Genomic DNA, 19,054 nt, shown 5'->3' on the forward strand with positions numbered 1-19,054 from the left:
ATGAAATCGGGCATGACGCTGATGGTTCGCTTGCTGAAATGGATCCTGGTGCTTGCGGCGGCGGCCGTGGCCATCGTCCTCATCATGGGGCTTGGTATCTTTCTGTTCGTCGGCTTGACGCCGGTGGGTGGCCGCATTGCTGCCGAACGCGTCGCGGAGATCCTTTCGACACCGGATCGAACCGTCGAATTTTCTCGACCGGAAGGCCTCCTGAGCGGCGAGCTGCGCCTCGAGGACCTGACCCTGTCCGACTCGCAGGGCCCCTATGCCCAGCTCAGCGGCATCGAAATCGACTGGTCGCCCACCGCCCTCGTCAGCGGTGTGTTCCGGGCAGACCATGTTTCCGTCAGTCAGATCGACGTGTTGCGCGCGCCCGAACCCGCCGAGGTAACGGAGCCCGTCACGAATGAATCAGGATCCGGCTTTTCCCTGCCGATCGGGGTGAAGGTGGCACAGATCGACATGCCGGACATCGATCTGGGTCCGGCCCTGAGCGGGCGGGACTTCTCGCTCTCGCTCAAGGGCTCGATCGACGCGACCGGTCCCGATGTTTCGGTTGAACTGGAAGCGCGCCGCAAGGACGAACCGGACGCCCGCGCGCTGGTGGACCTGCGTTACGCCCCGGAGGAGAACCGGCTTTCGGTCGATGCCACGGTATCGGAACCGGAAGGCGGGCTCCTTGCGAGCCTGCTGCGCCTGCCCGGTGCCCCGGCCATCGATCTCGCCCTTCAGGGCACCGGTCCGCTTTCCGATTGGAGCGGCGACCTCACAGGCAGCGTGGCCGGCGATCCGGTCATCGACGTGAACGCCCGGCACCGGATGCTCCCGGACGGAAGCCGCAGCATCGCCGTCACCGGCGGCGGGCAGCTCGCCACCCTGCTGCCGCCGGCGTTCCGCCCCCTTTTCGAGGGCACCACGGAAATCGATGTGGCCGCCAACATGAACCCCAACGGCCGCATCGGCATCGACAGCGGCCAGATCACCTCTGGTGCGGTCAATCTCGTCGCTTCCGGCGTCTGGAATCCGAACGGCGACAACAGCCTGACCGCAAGTCTGACTGGAACCGACGGTCCCGTCGATCTCGTCTGGCCGATCGCCGGCGAGGAAAGCCGATTTACCGTCGATACCATCAACTTCACCCTCAATGGCGCCGCGACCTCCGCAAGGTTCAATGCAACGGCCTCCCTACCGGCTGCCACTCTCCCGCAGGGCAGCTTCCGTCAGATCCGGATTCAGGCCGAAAGCGAAGACCTGAACATCGCCGCGAACACCGGCAGCATCCGGACGCGCGTCCGCATCGGTGAAACCGATTTCGTCAACGAGGAGATCGACCGCGTCATCCAGGGTCCCCTGACCCTCGATGCTCCTCTGCGCCTCGATCTGCCTGCAGTCGGTCTCGATGCCGCCACCTTCGACAGCGCCCGCCTGAGCGGCACCGTCAGTGGAGCATTCGATACGCAGACCCAGGCGGTAAGCGGCAACTTCCGCCTGACCGCTGCACCGGCTGTCCTTCCCCCATCTCTGGCCGGCCGGTTTGAAAACAAGATCAACGCCGAAGGCTATATCGAGCGGACGAGCGACGGAGGCATCAGCCTCGAAAACCTGGTGCTGACAGCCAGTGCGCTCGAGGCACATGGAAGCCTTGCCTTCCTCAACGACCAGCTGAGCGCGGATCTGGCAGGACGCATCCCGGAAATTGGTCGGTGGATCGAAAACGCCGATGGCGCGGCAGGCTTCAGGATGACGGCAGCCGGCCCGATCGGTGCCCTCTCGGTCGATGCGGTGGTCAATTCCGCCGAAGCGCGCCTCGCCGGACGGTTGCTGGAAGACCTGCGACTGACCGTCGAAGGGACCGCCGATCCGCAGTCCCCGAGCGGCACCGTCGCCGCGACCGGAACGATCGACGGACAACCCCTGCGCATCAACGCCGGTCTCGTCTCCACGGAAGGCAGGATAGAGGCCCCCGAGATCACTGCCGAAGTCGGCCCCAACCGCCTGAACGGCTCTCTTGTCTTCTCGCCCGAGTTCTTGCCGGAAGGCACGGTCAACTTCGCGTTTCCGGATGTCTCCCTTCTGGCCGCGCTGGCCGCACAGGAAGCGGCAGGAGATCTAGCCGGCACCGTGACCTTCACCAGGCAAGAGGGCCGCACAGCAGCCCGGGTCGAGGCCTCCGGCAGCAGTCTCAGCCGGGATCCCGTCACCATCTCCGAGCCGGCTGTGAACCTGACGATCCCGGACATCACGCAGCTTGCCGCCGATGGTACGGTCCGGGCTTCACGCATCGGGACAGCAGCTGCTGCGGTCACGGGTCTGAACCTCGGGTTTGAATACGAGGATGGTGCGACCCGCCTCGACCTCGATGCGCAGTATGACGATGCACCGCTCACTGCCGTCGCGACGATCCGTACCGGCGACCAGCTGACCGTTGCTCTCGAAAGCTTTGCCGCGACGCCGCGCGAAATCCCGATCACCCTGGCGTCGCCGACCACCGTCGTCGTCGAGAACGGCAGTGCTGTGCTCTCGGACCTGACGCTGGCCACGGGAAGCGGAGAGGTCAGCGTCACCGGGACTGTCGGCAACAACCTTGACCTGCAGGCCGACATCGACCGGCTGCCGGCGAGCCTCATCAACAGCTTCGTTCCCGCCATCAATGCGGGTGGCTCGATCTCGGGGACGATCCGCGCAAGCGGCTCGATCACCGAACCAGCGGTTCAGTACGACCTGGAGTGGTCGCAGGCCCAATTGCAGCAGACGCGGGACGCCGGTCTGGCGCCTCTGAACCTGCAAGCAGCAGGCAGCTTTTCCGACAACACCCTGGTTCTGGACGAAACCCGCGTTGCGGGCGGCGATGGTCTCGATGTCACGGCTGCCGGTCGGGTGGTTCTGAACGAGAACGGGCCGCCGACGCTGGATCTGAATGCGGACGTGCAGTCCGTCCCGGCAAGCCTCGCAAACGCCTTCGTGCCGGCACTCGGCGCCCGGGGAACGATATCCGGCGATGTCACTGCCTCAGGCACGCCTGAGGCACCAGCCGTTCGATACGACCTCACCTGGTCGGACGCAGCCGTTGCCCAGAGCACCGCCGCCGGTCTCTCTTCCCTCCAGGTGCGCGCGACGGGAGAATACGCCGGTGACAGCGTCACCCTCGACACCACCCTGTCCGGCGAAAACAGTCTTTCACTCTCCGGCGGCGGAACGATATCTCTCACCGGAGACCGGGCGCTCGATCTCGACTTCCAGGGCCAGATCCCCTTTCAGGTTCTGGCCGGTCAGCTTGCCAGCCAGGGATTTGTCCTGGAGGGTGACGGCACCGTCGATCTTTCGATTGGCGGAACACCGTCGGCACCGTCGATCACGGGATCCGCTTCCGCCTCCGGCGCGAGATTTATCGATGTTCGCCGCAACCTCGCGATCGAGGAACTGAGCGCCAACGTCAATTTCAGCGGCGATCAGGCCGTCATCACCAATCTCTCCGGCGAACTGGCCACGGGCGGCAGCATCAGCGCGAGCGGCACGATCGGCATAACCCCAGGCTCAGGGTTTCCGGCCGATCTGACGATCAACCTCGACGATGCCACCTATGTGGACGGCACCATCGTGACGGCGACGGCCGACGGCACCCTTACCGTCACCGGTCCGCTGACGGGTGGCCCGACGCTGGGTGGCACAATCGATCTGAGCGAAGCGGCGATCACCGTGCCGGCCAGACTGCCAAGCTCGCTTGCGGAAGTCGAGGTCCGCCACCGCAGACCTCCGCCCGCCGTGGTGGAACAGGTCGCCAAGCTGCAGCCGGAACGGGCGGCGGGCACCTCTGCCGCTCTTGGACTGGACCTCACACTGAATGCCCCAAACAGCATTTTCGTTCGTGGCCGTGGCATCGACGCGGAACTCGGCGGCAACCTGACCATCACCGGCACGACCGCTGCCCCTGAGGTGTCTGGCGCTTTCGACCTGCGCCGCGGACGGATCGTCATTTTGGCCAAGCGCCTCGACTTCACGTCGGGCCGCATCACCTTCGGTGGCGGCTTGATACCGGTTCTCGACATGGAAGCCACAACCACCTCCGGCCAGACGACGATTACCGTCAACGTAGCCGGGCTCGCCAACGACCCCGACATCACCTTCTCCTCTGCTCCGGCATTGCCTCAGGACGAGGTTCTGGCGCAGCTGATATTCGGGCAATCAATGTCACGCCTCTCGCCACTGCAGATCGCCCAGCTCGCAGATGCGGTGAGCCAGCTGGCAGGCGGTGGTGGGACGTCGCTGCTGCAGACGCTACGCAACAACCTCGGCGTCGACGACCTCGACATCAATACTGATTCCACGGGACAGACCACCGTCTCCGTCGGGCGGTACCTCAACGACCGCACCTACCTGCAGCTCGAACAGGGTGGCGCTGCAGGCGCCCAGGCGACGATCAACCTGGATATCGGCCGCGGCGTCAAGCTGAAGGCAGGTGCCGGCACGGAAGGCGGCACCGCCGGCATCTTCTACGAGCGCGAGTACTGATCATGGTCCTCGGCGGCAGGCCGTTACCGCCATTCAGGCCTGCTTCATCCGCGCATTAATAGTCTGTTCAGCATGTCCTGAAGCGACCGGGATCCCTTTTGAACCTAATCTTGGTGGCTGCGTTCTGGGGGCCTTGACCAACTTCGCCGATGCGCGTCGTGGCTGGGACTTGATAAATCGGCACCTCTAGAAGCTTGACCGTTTATTAAGTCTCAGCTGCTAGTTCTCACCCGTCTGTACAGAGGGCGTGGGACTTTGCGCATCACCTCCATGATGGAGGTTTGCTGGTCTGGCCGAGAGACATCCTAAGGCACATCCTCTTCCACCGGAGCATTCCATGTCGTTTCTTTCGTTCGGCTCGGACAGCAGTGCTGTCCTGGCTTCCTTTTCCAAGTCCCAGGCCATCATCGAGTTCGACGTGACCGGCCATATCCTGACCGCCAACGAAAACTTCTGTCGCGCCATCGGCTACGAGCTGACCGAAATCGTCGGCAAGCACCACAGCCTGTTCTGCGAACCGACCTATGCGGCATCGCGGGAGTATCGCGAATTCTGGCAACGGCTCGTCGCCGGGAATTTTGAATCCAGTGCTTTCAAGAGGATCGCCAAGGGCGGTCGCGAAATCTGGATCCAGGCCTCCTACAATCCTGTCATCGTGCGCGGCAAGGCTCGCAAAATCGTCAAGATCGCGACCGACATCACAGCGGCGACGATGAAGGCTGCGGAAAACGACGGCAAGGTCACGGCGATTTCCCGCACCCAGGCGGTCATCGAATTCACACCGACCGGCAACATCCTGCACGCCAACCAGAACTTCCTGGATTGCATGGGCTACGAATTGAACGAAGTTGTCGGCCGCCATCACAGCATCTTCTGCGAACCCTCCTTCCGCGACAGCAGCGAATACCGCGAGTTCTGGCGCAGCCTTGCCGCCGGCCAACCCGAGGCCGCAGAATTCAAGCGCATCGGCAAGGGCGGCAAGGTCGTCTGGATTCAGGCGTCCTACAACCCGATCCTTGATGCCGATGGCAGGGTCTTCAAGGTCGTCAAGTTTGCGACCGACATTACGGAACGCGTCAGAGCCGTTGACGAGATTGCTGGGGGCCTGACCAGCCTTGCCGCCGGTGACCTGACATGCACCATCGACAAGCCGTTCATTCCGGGTCTCGAGAAGATCCGCGTCGACTTCAACGGCGCCATCTCGGAACTCCGCAACGCCATGCGCACCGTCGGTGACAATGCCGAAGGCATCGCTGCCGGTTCCGGCGAAATCCAGCAGGCCTCCGACAGTCTGGCGAAGCGTACCGAGCAGCAGGCGGCCGCCGTGGAAGAAACCGCAGCCGCATTGGAAGAGATCAGCCGCACCGTTACCGACAGCGCCAAACGTGCCGAGGAAGCAGGATCTCTGGTGGCAAAGACCCGCAAGGGTGCCGAGCAGTCAGGCGAGGTCGTACGCAATGCCATTAACGCCATGGGGCAGATCGAGGCGTCCTCGAAGGAAATCAGCAGCATCCTCGGTGTCATCGACGAAATCGCCTTCCAGACCAATCTGCTGGCGCTGAATGCCGGCGTCGAAGCGGCACGCGCCGGTGACGCTGGGCGAGGTTTCGCTGTCGTGGCGCAGGAAGTACGCGAGCTGGCTCAGCGGTCCGCCACCGCAGCGCGCGAGATCAAGGCCCTGATCACCACCTCGACGGAGCAGGTGTCGCGAGGTGTCTCGCTGGTCGGCCAGACCGGCAAGGCTCTGGAGGACATTGTCGGCCAGGTGGTCGAGATCAATGGGAACGTCAAGGCGATCGTCGAAGCCGCGCGTGAACAGGCTACCGCGCTTCGCGAGGTCAGCCATGCGGTCAACACGATGGACCAGAATACGCAGCAGAATGCTGCCATGGTCGAGGAAACGACCGCCGCCAGCCATAGCCTGGCACGTGAAGCCGAGAATTTGCGTGATCTTTTGACAAGATTTAGATTTGCGCAACAATCTTCCGTTAGGGTCGTCTCATCGCATCACGACAGGCAGCCAACAGCCTCCCCGGCTCGGCAGCTTCAGGCCCGGATCGCCCGCGCTGCGTCGAGCGCCGCCTTGCTCCAGGCACCGGAGAGTTGGGAAGAATTTTGATGGCTACGACAACCAGTTCTGCGAACTACAGCGGCGAAACGCTCGAAATCATCGCGTTCCGTCTCCATGATCAGGAATTCTGCGTCAAGACGACGACCATCCGCGAAATCCGGGGATGGGCACCCTCGACACCCATTCCGCATGCTCCTTCCGATGTCATCGGGGTCATGAACCTGCGCGGTTCCGTGATCCCGATCATCGATCTGGCGCAGAAGCTCGGCATGAAGAGCGCAGTCGCAACGGAACGCAGCGCCATCGTGGTCGCCGAAGTCCACAACATGGTCATCGGCATGCTGGTCGATCAGGTGTCCGACATCCTGACCATCCCCTCGAGCCAGGTGCAGCCGGTCCCGGAAATCTCGGCCTCCTTCGACAAGTCCTTCTCGGAAGGCATCATCGCCAATGAGCATGGCATGATCTGCTTCCTGAACCTTGCCAAGATGTTCAGGGGCTCGGAGATCGAAGAACTCGCCGCTTAAGTTTCGCCGGCATCCAGACTTTTGAAAGGCCACCCCGATCCGTCAGGGTGGCCGTTCTGATTCTGTTGAAGAGAGTGGCCCGGTGGTCGCCACGACCGGCACCTGCCCCACGAAGAATGGCGGCCCTGCGGCCGCCATTCTTGTCTTCCCCGTGAAGCTTCGGATCCTTTATCCGAAGATCACCAGGCTGCTTCTTAGCGTCACCCATACACCCCAGAGGAGCGGGATGCCGACCACGGCCCAGGCGGCGAGCGCCTTGCCGTCAAAGCCGCCCTTGCCGATCCCGAAGGAGCCGGTCGGGCCCGCATTCGCAGCAGCTGTTTTGGCCTGCAGCGATGCCACTTCCTCATCCGACATGAACCATTTCTGCGGAAGCGGCCGGATCATGGCGTTGGCGATCAGGCCGAGCACCAGCATTCCCGCCAAGATATACATAGTTCCGGTATAGAGCGCCGGTCCGGCGGGTACGCCGGCGGCAAGCTGAGCTTCGCGAATGTAGTTGACCACGACCGGACCGACGATGCCGGCCGTTGCCCAGGCCGTCAGCAGGCGACCATGGATTGCCCCGACGAACTGCGTCCCGAAAATATCGGCGAGATAGGCGGGAATGGTCGCAAAGCCACCGCCGTACATGGACAGGATGATGCCGAAGGCGAGCACGAAGAGCGCCTTGTTGCCCAAGTCGGCAAGCGTCGGGGCGGCAGCGTAGAGGATGATGCCGATCACGAAGAACGCGAAATAGGTGTTCTTGCGACCGATCTTGTCCGAGAGCGATGCCCAGAAGAAACGACCGCCAATGTTGAACAGCGACAGCAATCCTGCAAAACCTGCAGCGATGGCGGCAATCTGGCCCTTCTGACCCGCGTCAAGCTGCGCGAAGGTGAGATCCGGAAGGCCGATCAGCGACCCCGCGAAGATTTCCTGCAGCATGGGTGACGCCATGCCGATGACGCCGATGCCGGCAGACACGTTGAGGCAGAGCACCGCCCAGATCAGCCAGAACTGCGGCGTCTTGTGGGCGTTCTTCAGGTGCACGTGGCGCATGGTGATCATCGTGTTCTTGGAAACAGGCGGTGTCCACCCTTCCGGACGCCAGCCGGCAGGCGGGATCCGGTAGCCGAAGGCCCCGCCCATCATGAAGACGAAATAGATGATCGCCATGACGACGAAGGTCTGCCAGACGCCGACCGAGAGATCCGTCTTGAAGTGGTTCATCAGGAGGTTGGCAAGTGGTGCGCCGATCATCGCCCCGCCACCGAAGCCCATGATCGCCATGCCGGTCGCCATGCCGCGACGGTCCGGAAACCACTTGATCAGGGTGGATACCGGAGAGATATAACCGAGGCCGAGACCAATGCCGCCGATTACGCCGGCACCCAGCCACATCAGCCACAACTGATGGGTCATGACGCCGAGCGCTGCGACCAGGATGCCGCCACACCAGCAGCACGCGGCCACGAAACCGGCCTTGCGCGGGCCGGAACGCTCCAACCAGCCACCCCAGATGGCAGCGGAGCAGCCGAGAAGCACGAAGAACAGCGTGTAGATCCAGCCAAGATCCGCCACGCGCCAGTTGCAGGCCGTGGTGAAGAGCGCGCCGATGAGGTTCATCTCGGTGCAGGCGGCCGGCGTCTCAGTCCCGAGAGCCCGCGACAGTGGCAGCCAGAAGACGCTGAAACCATAGGCCATGCCGATGCAAAGGTGGATTGCCAGCGCTGCCGGGGGAACAAGCCACCGGTTGAAGCCTGGTTTTGCGATGATGCGTTCCCTGTCGAGAATGCCGGGCTCTGAGAGCCCTTCCGCGGTTGTTCCTGCGACTGCCATTCCAATCCCTCCTGTGGAAAATAGGCTTCACAAATCTGCAAAGCCGCGTCGGCCCCTCGACCTACGATTGATCTCTATGCTGTGCTTTCCGGAACGCTGGGTTCCGAAAGAGACTCGCCCGCGACGGCGCCCTTGCCGCCCGGCGCGCCTTCTGCCGCCTCGTCACCGACGCCGACACCCGCTCCGCCCGGTGCATCCGGACGACGGATCAGCATCGACGCCTGCATCACCAGCGGCAGCAACCCCTCGCCGCCGCTGTCGATGTGTTCGAAGAGATGCCGGCGCATGCGCGGCTCCCAGAACTTGTTGATATGCGTGGCCACCCCCTCCGCCCGGATATCCTCAGGCTGGGACAGGAAGAATGTCGCAATCTGGTTGGCCATCCGGAGGAGCTTCTCGCGGGTCTGATCATGCGACATGGGACATGGCTCCGGTATTGATGCGATCCGCGCGGGTGAAGACTTCGAAATCGGCGCCGCGTGCCAGCGCAACGAGCGTCATGCCGGCGTCCTCCGCCGTGCGGATGGCGAGCGCCGTGGGCGCTGAAATGGCAATCAGGATCGGCGCACCGAGGATCGCCGCCTTCTGCACCATCTCGACGGAAACCCGGCTGGTGACGACCACTGCGCCCTCGGCACCCTTGATGCCCTGTGCGGTGACCGCGCCGATGAGCTTGTCGAGCGCGTTGTGACGACCCACGTCCTCCCGGACCGCGACCAGGCCGCGGCCCGGAACGAAGAACGCCGCCCCGTGCACCGCGTGCGTTTCCCCATGCAGAGGTTGCGCGTTGTTGAGCGCGCCGATGGCCGCCGCGACCTCCTGCCCTGTCAGGGTGATATCGACCGTACCGAGCTCAGGCACCGGACGGATCGCCTGTTCGATCGATTCGATGCCGCAGAGACCGCAGCCGACCGGCCCGGCCATGTGACGACGACGCTGGCGAAGGGCATCCTCCTTGTGCTCGAGAAGGGTGATCTGGACGTCGATCCCTTTCGCTTCCTCGAGGATTTCGATTTTCTCGATCTCGGCAGCAGAGGCGATGATCCCCTCCGTGAGGCTGAAGCCCATTGCGAAATCAGCAAGGTCGGAAGGCGTTCCCATCATCACCGCATGCGTCGAGCCGCCATAGGAGAGGGCGATCGGCACTTCCTCCGGCACCACCCGGACACCGGCGCGGACGGTGCCCCTGTGGCAGACGATTTCCTGTACTGCCGTCTTTGGTTGAAAACCCTGCACTGCCAGATCCTATTCCGCTGCTTCCAGCTTGCCGGCAATCCGCCGCGACCGCCGTCCCAGTTCCTCGTAGTCCTGCTGCCACTCCGTGGGCCCGTTGGAGGGCGAGACCTGTACCGCCGTCACCTTGTACTCGGGACAGTTCGTCGCCCAGTCGGAGTAGTCGGTGGTGATGACATTCGCCTGCGTGTCCGGGTGGTGGAAGGTCGTATAGACCACGCCAGGTGCCACACGATCGGTGATCAGCGCCCTCAGTGTCGTGTCGCCGGACCGGCTGGCGAGCTTGATCCAGTCGCCCTCCTTGATGCCCCGCTGCTCGGCGTCATGCGGATGGATCTCCAGAAGATCCTCATCATGCCAGACGACGTTCTCGGTGCGCCGCGTCTGGGCGCCGACATTGTACTGCGACAGGATGCGGCCGGTGGTGAGCAGCAGCGGGAAGCGCGGACCGGTGCGCTCGTCGGTCGCGACATATTCGGTCCGGATGAACTTGCCCTTGCCGCGCACGAAACCATCCACATGCATGATCGGCGATCCGACCGGGAATTTCTCGTTGCAGGGCCACTGAACCGAACCCATTTTCTCCAGGTACGCGTAGGAGACGCCGGCAAAGCTTGGCGTGGTCGCGGCGATCTCGTCCATCACCTGCGAGGGATGCGTATAGGCCCAGTTCAGCCCCATCGCCTGCGCCAGCTTCTGGGTGACCTCCCAGTCGGCATAGCCGTTCTTCGGCGACATGACCTTGCGGACCCGGTTGATGCGCCGTTCCGCGTTGGTGAACGTGCCGTCCTTCTCCAGGAAGGTGGAGCCGGGCAGGAAGACATGCGCGTAGTTCGCCGTCTCGTTGAGGAAGAGGTCGTGGACGACGACGCATTCCATGGCGGCAAGACCGGCGGACACATGCTTGGTGTCCGGGTCGGACTGCAGGATGTCCTCGCCCTGGATGTAGATGCCCTTGAAGGTGCCCTCGACGGCAGCGTCCAGCATGTTGGGGATGCGCAATCCCGGTTCGTTGCTGATCGTGACGCCCCACATCTTTTCGAAGGTGTCGCGCGTGGCGTCGTCGGAGACATGCCGGTAGCCCGGCAGTTCGTGCGGGAAGGAGCCCATGTCGCAGGAACCCTGCACGTTGTTCTGTCCGCGCAGCGGGTTCACGCCGACGCCGGGACGCCCGATGTTGCCGGTCGCCATCGCAAGATTGGCGATTGCCATGACGGTCGTCGAGCCCTGGCTGTGTTCGGTGACGCCGAGGCCGTAGTAGATCGCGCCATTGCCGCCCGTCGCAAAGAGGCGCGCTGCCCCGCGCACGAGCTCGGCTGGGACCCCGGTGAACTTTTCGGTCTCCTCCGGGCTGTGCTGCGGTTCGGCGACGAAGGCCGCCCAGTCTTCGAACTCGGACCAGTCGCAGCGCTCGCGGATGAAGGCTTCGTCGAAGATGCCTTCGGTGACGATCACATGGGCGAGCGCCGTCATGACCGCGACGTTGGTGCCGGGCTTCAGCGGCAGGTGATAGGCCGCCTCCACATGCGGCGTCTTGACGAGATCGATGCGGCGCGGATCGATGACGATCAGCTTTGCACCCTGGCGCAGCCGCTTCTTCAGCCGTGAACCGAACACCGGGTGACCGTCGGTCGGATTGGCGCCGATGACGACGACGACATCGGAATGCTCGACGCTATCGAAGTTCTGCGTGCCGGCCGAGGTGCCAAAGGCCTGGCCGAGGCCGTAGCCGGTCGGCGAATGACAGACGCGGGCGCAGGTATCGACATTGTTGTTGCCGAAGCCGGCGCGGATCAGCTTCTGGACGAGAAAGGTCTCCTCGTTGGTGCAGCGCGACGAGGTGATGCCGCCGATCGAATCACGGCCATACTGGTACTGCAGCCGCTTGAACTCGCTCGCCACATGCGCGAAGGCCTCGTCCCAGGTGACCTCCCGCCAGGGGTCGGTGATCTTCTCGCGCACCATCGGGTTGAGGATGCGGTCCTTGTGGCTGGCGTAGCCGTAGGCGAAGCGCCCCTTGACGCAGGAGTGGCCGCGGTTTGCCTGACCATCCTTCCAAGGCACCATGCGCACCAGCTCCTCGCCGCGCATCTCCGCCTTGAACGAGCAGCCGACGCCGCAATAGGCACAGGTCGTCACCGCCGAATGCTCCGGCTGGCCGATGGCGATCACCGATTTCTCGGTGAGCGTCGCCGTCGGGCAGGCCTGCACGCAGGCGCCGCACGAGACGCATTCCGATTCCAGGAAATTCTCGTGCATGCCGGCGGAGACCCGGCTGTCGAAGCCTCGGCCCTCGATGGTCAGCGCAAAGGTGCCCTGCACTTCCTCGCAGGCCCGCACGCAGCGCGAGCAGACGATGCATTTCGAAGGATCATAGGTGAAATAGGGGTTGGACTCGTCCTTCGGCATCCACTGGACGTTGATCTCGCCGTTGGTGCGCGCCTGGACGTGGCTGTCGCCCTCATAGCCGTAGCGGACATCGCGAAGCCCGACGGCACCGGCCATGTCCTGCAGTTCGCAGTCCCCGTTGGCGGCGCAGGTGAGACAGTCGAGCGGGTGGTCGGAGATATAGAGCTCCATCACCCCCTTGCGGATATCCTTCAGCCGGCCCGTCTGCGTGTGCACCACCAGGCCCGGCATGACCGGCGTGGTGCAGGAGGCCGGCGTCCCGGCGCGTCCTTCGATTTCCACCAGGCAGAGCCGGCAGGAGCCGAAGGCATCCACCATGTCGGTGGCGCAGAGCTTCGGCACCTGAATGCCGGCCTCCATCGAGGCCCGCATGACCGATGTCCCTTCCGGAACGGTGATCTCGCGCCCGTCGATGGTGACCGTCACCTGCGCTTCCAGGCGGGAGGCGGGCGTGCCGTAGTCGATTTCATGAATGAGGGACATGGTCTTACTCCGCCGCTTCGACGAGGGGTGTGGGAGCGAAATCCTCCGGGAAATGGTTCATCGCGCTCATCACCGGATAGGGGGTGAAACCGCCCAGCGCGCAGAGCGAACCGAACTTCATCGTGTTGCAGAGATCCGCCAGCAACACCTTGTTCTTCTCTGGCTCGATGCCTCGGGCAATCTTGTCGGCCGTCTCGACGCCGCGGGTCGAGCCGATGCGGCAGGGCGTGCACTTGCCGCAGCTCTCGATGGCGCAGAATTCCATCGCAAAGCGCGCCTGCTTCAGCATGTCCGCCGTGTCGTCGAAGACCACCACGCCGGCATGACCGATCAGGCCGTCCCTGGCGGCAAATGCCTCGTAGTCGAACGGCGTATCGAACAGGTCACGCGGGAAATAGGCTCCCAGCGGTCCGCCGACCTGCACCGCCTTGACCGGGCGACCGTTGGCCGTGCCGCCGCCGATCTCATCGATGATCTGTCCCAGCGTCAGCCCGAAGGCCGTCTCGAAGAGGCCACCGTATTTGACGTTTCCGGCAATCTGGATCGGAATCGTGCCGCGGGAACGGCCCATGCCGAAATCCCGGTAGAAGGCCGCGCCGCGGTCCATGATGACCGGCACGGATGCAAGCGAGATGACATTGTTGACCACGGTCGGACGACCAAGGAAGCCCTGCAGCGCCGGAAGCGGCGGCTTGGCGCGGACGATACCGCGCTTGCCTTCCAACGAATTGAGAAGCGAGGTTTCCTCACCGCAGACATAGGCACCTGCCCCGGCACGGACCTCCATGTCGAAGGCATACGCCGATCCCATCACCGAGGCCCCGAGAATGCCGGCTTCCCGTGCAATCACGATTGCCGCGTTCATCGTCTCGATCGCGTGGGGATATTCCGAGCGCGTGTAGAGGTAGCCCTTCGTGGCGCCGGTGGCGATGCCGGCGATGATCATGCCCTCGATCAGGACGAAGGGATCGCCTTCCATGATCATCCGGTCGGCGAACGTGCCGCTGTCGCCCTCGTCGGCATTGCAGACGATGTATTTCTGGACACCTGGCGCTCCGGCCACGGTCTTCCACTTGATGCCCGTCGGGAAACCGGCCCCTCCGCGGCCACGCAAGCCGCTGTCTGTGACTTCCTGCACGATCTCCGGCGCCGACATCGACAGCGCCCGCTCCAGACCCTTCAGGCCCTGGTAATGACGGTAGTCGTCGAGCGAGAGGGGGTCGGTGACACCGCACCGGGCGAAGGTGAGCCGTGTCTGCTGACGGAGGAACGGAATTTCCTTCGTCAGCCCCAGACAGAGAGGGTGATCGCCGCCGCTGAGGAAGCCCGCATCGAAGAGGCTGGCCACATCGACCGCCTTGACCGGACCGTAGCCGATCCGCCCGGCGCTGGTGCGAACCTCCACCAGCGGCTCCAGCCACGCCATGCCGCGCGAGCCGTTACGGACTATTTTTGCGTCCAGCCCCCGCAGCTCGATTTCCTGGGCAATGGCAGTGGCAACCTTGTTGGCGCCGAGCGCCAGGGAGGCAGCATCCCGGGGCACGAAGATGGTGACGGTCATCGGCGAGCCTCCGCAACAATTTCGGTGAGACAGTGTTCGTCGACGCGGCCATAGACTTCATCGTCCAGCATCGCGGCAGGCGCGCAGGCACAGAGACCGAGACAGAAGACCGGTTCCAGCGTCACCGCGCCGTCGAGCGTCGTCTGGTGGAAATCGATGCCGAGAAGCCGGCGGGCCTGATCGACCACCTGATCGGATCCCATGGCTTGGCAGGCCTCGGCACGACAGATCTTGAGGACGTGACGGCCTGCGGGCGCATCGCGAAAGTCGTGATAGAACGTGACCACCCCATGCACCTCGGCGCGGGAGAGGTTGAGCTCACGCGCTAGGACAGGCTTCACCTCCTCCGGCACGAACCCGAATTCGTGCTGGATGGCATGGAGAATGGGCAGCATCGGACCTTCAAGATGCTTCAGGTCATGGATTATGGACAAAGCCCGCTCGGCGTAGATGCCGGTCGCTACATGTACGTTCATTGTTCTAGCCTCCCCGCAAGGGACGCATCGATGGCATCCCCCCGACACCTGCTTCGGCGTTCGATGTGTACAGTGTTGCGGAACCGGCGCTCAGCGGTCAATAAACCTGTTTCGTTACGCGATAGAAAAAAACTATCAAACGAGGTCGGCGGCACTCAGGCTGCGGGCCTGATGTAACAAAGCGGAAACCAGCGGGGTGAAGGGTTCGCGGTGGGTTGCCACGAGGCCGACGATGTGGCTGGCTTCCGGATCAATCAGCGGGATCATCTTGATCTGCTTGGCAAACCCGAAGGACTTAGCGACATTTCGCGGCATGATGCTGGCCCATTGGCCCGTTCCCACATGCGAAAGCAGGACGACCATGGAATTGGATTCCAGCGTGGGCTTCACGGTGACTCCTGCATCCGCCAGATGCTGGTTGATGATCCGACGGTTCTGCATGTCGGGAGTCAATAGGCATAGCCTAACGCCGTTCATTTCCTTCCACGTCACAGCCTCCCGATCCGCGAAAGGCGTGCCCTCTGCCGTCACGAGGATATAATGCTCGGCATACAGCGGTACGCTGGTGACACGTCCCAGCGGCTCGTTGTCGAGATAGGTGATGCCGGCATCGATTTCGAAATTGTCGAGCTGGCTGAGAACCTGCAGGGAGTTGCGCGAGACCACCGAGAAGGTAACGTCCGGGTGCTTCGCCTGGAAGGGTTCCGTCAACCGCGGGATCATGGCCAGAGCCGTGGGGATAGCTGCCAGTCGGATGTGACCGGAGAGGCCGGTCTTGGCGGTCCGCATCTCTTCGCGCATGGTACGCGCGTCGCCGACGATGCGCCTCGCCCATTCCAGCACCCGCTGCCCCTCCGGCGTCAGCCCCTGGAAACGCGAGCCGCGCACGACCAGAACGACACCGAGCTGATCCTCGAGTTGGCGAATGGCGGCCGAAAGCGAGGGTTGGGAAATCCCACTCTCCTCCGCGGCACGACCGAAATGCCGCTCCCGCGCCAGGGCAATAAAGAATTCCAGTTTATCGATCATGCCGACGTCTCCTCGCCGGGAGCACAGCAAGCGCGGCGCCTATAAGCAACAAAAAAAGCGGCCATTGGCCGCTTTCCAGGTGTCACTATGGTGGAATCAAGCAGGCAGGATCGCGCCATTCAGATTGGTGAGCGCCGCCATGTATTCCTCGATCTTCGTCTTGTGTGCGTGATCGAGTGCTGAATCCGCATCCTTGCGTGCCGCGTCAATGCGCGCCTGCAGCGTTTCGCGCGTCACATCCGAAAGCTTGACGGCAGATTCGGCCAGCAGCGTGCAGCCCGTTGGCAGGATATCGGCAAACCCGCCGAACACCACATATTTGGTCACCTCGCCACCGGCGAGCTTCACCGAGACGACACCCGGCTTGATCGTCGTCATGGTCGGTGCGTGATGGGCCATCACCGTCATCTCGCCCAGCGTCGCCGGGATCACCACTTCAGTGACCTTTTCGGAAACGAGAAGGCGCTCTGGAGAAACGAGTTCAAAATTGAAGGCGTCAGCCATGGCGGTTCACTTCTTCACGTGTTGCATGCAATGGCGCGCCACCGAAGTGGCGCACCTGCGTTTCGTCAGCTTAGGCGGCAGCAGCGAGCTTCTTCGCCTTTTCCATGGCTTCTTCGATCGAGCCGACCATGTAGAAGGCCGCTTCCGGCAGATGGTCGTACTCGCCGTTGACGAGGCCCTTGAACCCCTTGATCGTGTCTTCGAGAGCCACGAGCTTGCCCGGCGCGCCGGTGAAGATTTCGGCAACGAAGAACGGCTGGCTCAGGAAGCGCTCGATCTTGCGGGCGCGGGCAACCGTCAGCTTGTCCTCTTCCGACAGCTCGTCCATCCCGAGGATGGCGATGATGTCCTGGAGCGACTTGTAGCGCTGCAGCGTCGTCTGCACCTTGCGGGCGATGTCGTAGTGTTCCTGTCCGACAACCATCGGGTCGAGCATGCGCGACGTGGAGTCGAGCGGGTCAACGGCCGGGTAGATGCCCTTTTCGGCGATCGAACGCGACAGAACCGTCGTTGCGTCCAGGTGGGCGAACGAGGTGGCTGGTGCCGGGTCGGTCAAATCGTCGGCGGGAACGTAGATGGCCTGGACCGAGGTGATCGAACCCTTGGTCGTCGTGGTGATGCGTTCCTGCATCTGGCCCATGTCGGTGGCGAGCGTCGGCTGATAGCCCACGGCCGAAGGGATACGGCCGAGCAGAGCGGACACTTCGGAACCGGCCTGGGTGAAGCGGAAGATGTTGTCGACGAAGAACAACACGTCCTGACCCTTGTCGCGGAAGTCTTCGGCGATCGTCAGACCAGTCAGAGCCACGCGAGCGCGGGCGCCTGGAGGCTCGTTCATCTGGCCATAGACGAGCGCGGCCTTGGAGCCTTCGCCGCCGCCGTGCTTGTTAACGCCGGATTCGATCATCTCGTGGTAGAGATCGTTGCCTTCGCGGGTGCGTTCACCCACGCCGGCAAACACCGAGTAACCACCATGCGCCTTGGCGACGTTGTTGATCAGCTCCATGATCAGAACCGTCTTGCCGACGCCGGCGCCGCCGAAAAGGCCGATCTTGCCGCCGCGCGCGTAAGGCGCCAGGAGGTCGACGACCTTGATGCCGGTCACGAGGATCTGTGCATCCGTCGACTGGTCGACGTAGGCCGGAGCTTCCTGGTGAATGGAGCGCTTGTATTCGGTGTTCAGGGGACCTGCTTCGTCAACCGGCTCGCCGATGACGTTCATGATGCGACCGAGCGTCTCCATGCCGACCGGCACCGAGATCGGAGAACCGGTGTTCGTGACGCGCTGGCCGCGAACGAGGCCTTCGGTAGCATCCATCGCGATGGTACGGACCTGGTTTTCACCAAGGTGCTGCGCAACTTCGAGAACCAGACGGTTGCCATTGTTGTCGGTTTCAAGCGCGTTGAGAATCGCCGGCAGTTCGCCATCGAATGTCACGTCGACAACGGCGCCGATCACCTGCGTCACCTTGCCGACCGAAACGCCGGCTTCCAGGGTAGCTGCAATAGCCATAATTCTTACCCTCTTTCCTTATCTCAGAGCGCTTCCGCGCCCGAAATGATTTCAATGAGTTCCTTGGTGATCTGGGCCTGACGCTGACGATTGTAGGACAAGGTCAGCCTGTTGATCATATCACCGGCATTGCGCGTCGCGCTGTCCATCGCGGACATCTGAGCGCCATAGAAGGATGCGTTGTTTTCGAGCAGCGCCCGGAAGATCTGCACGGCGACATTGCGCGGCAACAGGTCCTCGAGGATTTCTTCTTCGCTTGGCTCGTATTCGTAGAGAGCGGCCGCACCCGTCGCAGCTTCCGTCTTCTCGAACGTCGCCGGGATGATCTGCTGGGCTGTCGCCACCTGGGAAATCACCGACTGGAAGCGCGCGTAAAAGATGGTTGCGACGTCGAACTCACCCTTGTTGAAGAGGTGAAGAACCTTGCCCGCCACTTCGTCGGCGTTCACGAAGCTCAACTGCTTGACCTCGCGGAAGGTGATGTAGTCGACGATGTTCTCCTTGAACGTCCGCCGCAGGATGTCGTTACCCTTGCGACCGACGGTCAGGATCTTCACCGTCTTGCCCTGCGAAAGCAGCTTGAGCGCATGGTCGCGCGCCAGCCGGATGATCGAGGAGTTGAAGCCGCCGGCAAGGCCGCGTTCACCCGTTGCCACGACGAGAAGGTGAACCTGGTCGCGACCGGTGCCCGTCAGCAGCAGAGGCGCTTCCGCGCCGCCTTCCGAGGCGGCACTGACGTTGGCCAGCACCTTGTTCATCCGCTCGGCGTAGGGACGAGCGGCCTCGGCCGCCTCCTGCGCACGGCGCAGCTTCGCCGCGGCGACCATCTTCATCGCCTTGGTGATCTTCTGCGTCGCCTTGACGGAGGCGATCCGGTTTTTCAGATCCTTTAGTGAAGGCATCCGTTCTCGGTCC

13 protein-coding genes are annotated in these 19,054 nt (G+C 63.1%); 3 read left to right on the forward strand and 10 right to left on the reverse strand.

The window, feature by feature from the left end; all coding sequences use genetic code 11:
* Positions 1–12: 12 nt before the first annotated feature.
* The 3 genes from M1E10_RS06645 (at position 13) to M1E10_RS06655 (ending at position 7,107) form a co-directional block, all read left to right on the forward strand.
* Positions 13–4,509, forward strand: coding sequence for a translocation/assembly module TamB domain-containing protein (locus M1E10_RS06645; protein WP_499175586.1), 4,497 nt, complete (start codon positions 13–15; stop codon positions 4,507–4,509).
* A 337-nt stretch (positions 4,510–4,846) separates the two neighbouring features.
* Positions 4,847–6,628 (forward strand): methyl-accepting chemotaxis protein, encoded by a 1,782-nt coding sequence (locus tag M1E10_RS06650; RefSeq protein WP_499175587.1) that lies wholly within the window; start codon positions 4,847–4,849, stop codon positions 6,626–6,628.
* On the forward strand, positions 6,628–7,107 hold the full coding sequence (locus M1E10_RS06655; protein WP_499175588.1) for a chemotaxis protein CheW: 480 nt from the start codon (positions 6,628–6,630) through the stop codon (positions 7,105–7,107). Before M1E10_RS06650 ends, M1E10_RS06655 begins: the two co-directional genes overlap by 1 nt.
* A 168-nt stretch (positions 7,108–7,275) precedes the next feature.
* On the opposite strand, the gene M1E10_RS06660 is transcribed toward M1E10_RS06655, so the two are convergent.
* The 10 genes from M1E10_RS06660 to M1E10_RS06705 all read right to left on the reverse strand — a co-directional run bounded on the left by M1E10_RS06660 (position 7,276) and on the right by M1E10_RS06705 (position 19,041).
* Positions 7,276–8,931 (reverse strand): OFA family MFS transporter, encoded by a 1,656-nt coding sequence (locus tag M1E10_RS06660; RefSeq protein WP_499175589.1) that lies wholly within the window; start codon positions 8,929–8,931, stop codon positions 7,276–7,278.
* A 74-nt stretch (positions 8,932–9,005) separates the two neighbouring features.
* On the reverse strand, positions 9,006–9,350 hold the full coding sequence (locus tag M1E10_RS06665; RefSeq protein ID WP_499175590.1) for a formate dehydrogenase subunit delta: 345 nt from the start codon (positions 9,348–9,350) through the stop codon (positions 9,006–9,008).
* Positions 9,340–10,167, reverse strand: a complete 828-nt coding sequence (gene fdhD / locus M1E10_RS06670; RefSeq protein WP_499175591.1) for a formate dehydrogenase accessory sulfurtransferase FdhD — start codon at positions 10,165–10,167, stop codon at positions 9,340–9,342. The genes M1E10_RS06665 and fdhD overlap by 11 nt, the downstream gene beginning before the upstream one ends.
* 9 nt (positions 10,168–10,176) lie before the next feature.
* Positions 10,177–13,056: a formate dehydrogenase subunit alpha gene (gene fdhF, locus M1E10_RS06675; protein ID WP_499175592.1), complete on the reverse strand. Its 2,880-nt coding sequence runs from the start codon at positions 13,054–13,056 to the stop codon at positions 10,177–10,179.
* Positions 13,057–13,060: 4 nt separating this feature from the next.
* A complete protein-coding gene (locus M1E10_RS06680; RefSeq protein WP_499175593.1) occupies positions 13,061–14,617 on the reverse strand; it encodes a formate dehydrogenase beta subunit in 1,557 nt (518 codons plus the stop codon).
* Complete coding sequence (locus tag M1E10_RS06685; RefSeq protein WP_499175594.1) at positions 14,614–15,093, reverse strand: formate dehydrogenase subunit gamma; 480 nt, start codon at positions 15,091–15,093, stop codon at positions 14,614–14,616. The genes M1E10_RS06680 and M1E10_RS06685 overlap by 4 nt, the downstream gene beginning before the upstream one ends.
* A gap of 135 nt (positions 15,094–15,228) precedes the next feature.
* Complete coding sequence (locus tag M1E10_RS06690; protein WP_499175595.1) at positions 15,229–16,122, reverse strand: LysR family transcriptional regulator; 894 nt, start codon at positions 16,120–16,122, stop codon at positions 15,229–15,231.
* 96 nt (positions 16,123–16,218) lie between these two features.
* Complete coding sequence (locus tag M1E10_RS06695; protein ID WP_499175596.1) at positions 16,219–16,626, reverse strand: F0F1 ATP synthase subunit epsilon; 408 nt, start codon at positions 16,624–16,626, stop codon at positions 16,219–16,221.
* Between the two features lie 70 nt (positions 16,627–16,696).
* Positions 16,697–18,139: a F0F1 ATP synthase subunit beta gene (gene atpD / locus M1E10_RS06700; RefSeq protein WP_499175597.1), complete on the reverse strand. Its 1,443-nt coding sequence runs from the start codon at positions 18,137–18,139 to the stop codon at positions 16,697–16,699.
* Between the two features lie 23 nt (positions 18,140–18,162).
* Positions 18,163–19,041, reverse strand: coding sequence for a F0F1 ATP synthase subunit gamma (locus tag M1E10_RS06705; RefSeq protein ID WP_029617438.1), 879 nt, complete (start codon positions 19,039–19,041; stop codon positions 18,163–18,165).
* Between the last annotated feature and the right edge of the window lie 13 nt (positions 19,042–19,054).

It is taken from the genome of Rhizobium sp. PK7-22 (assembly GCF_056530405.1).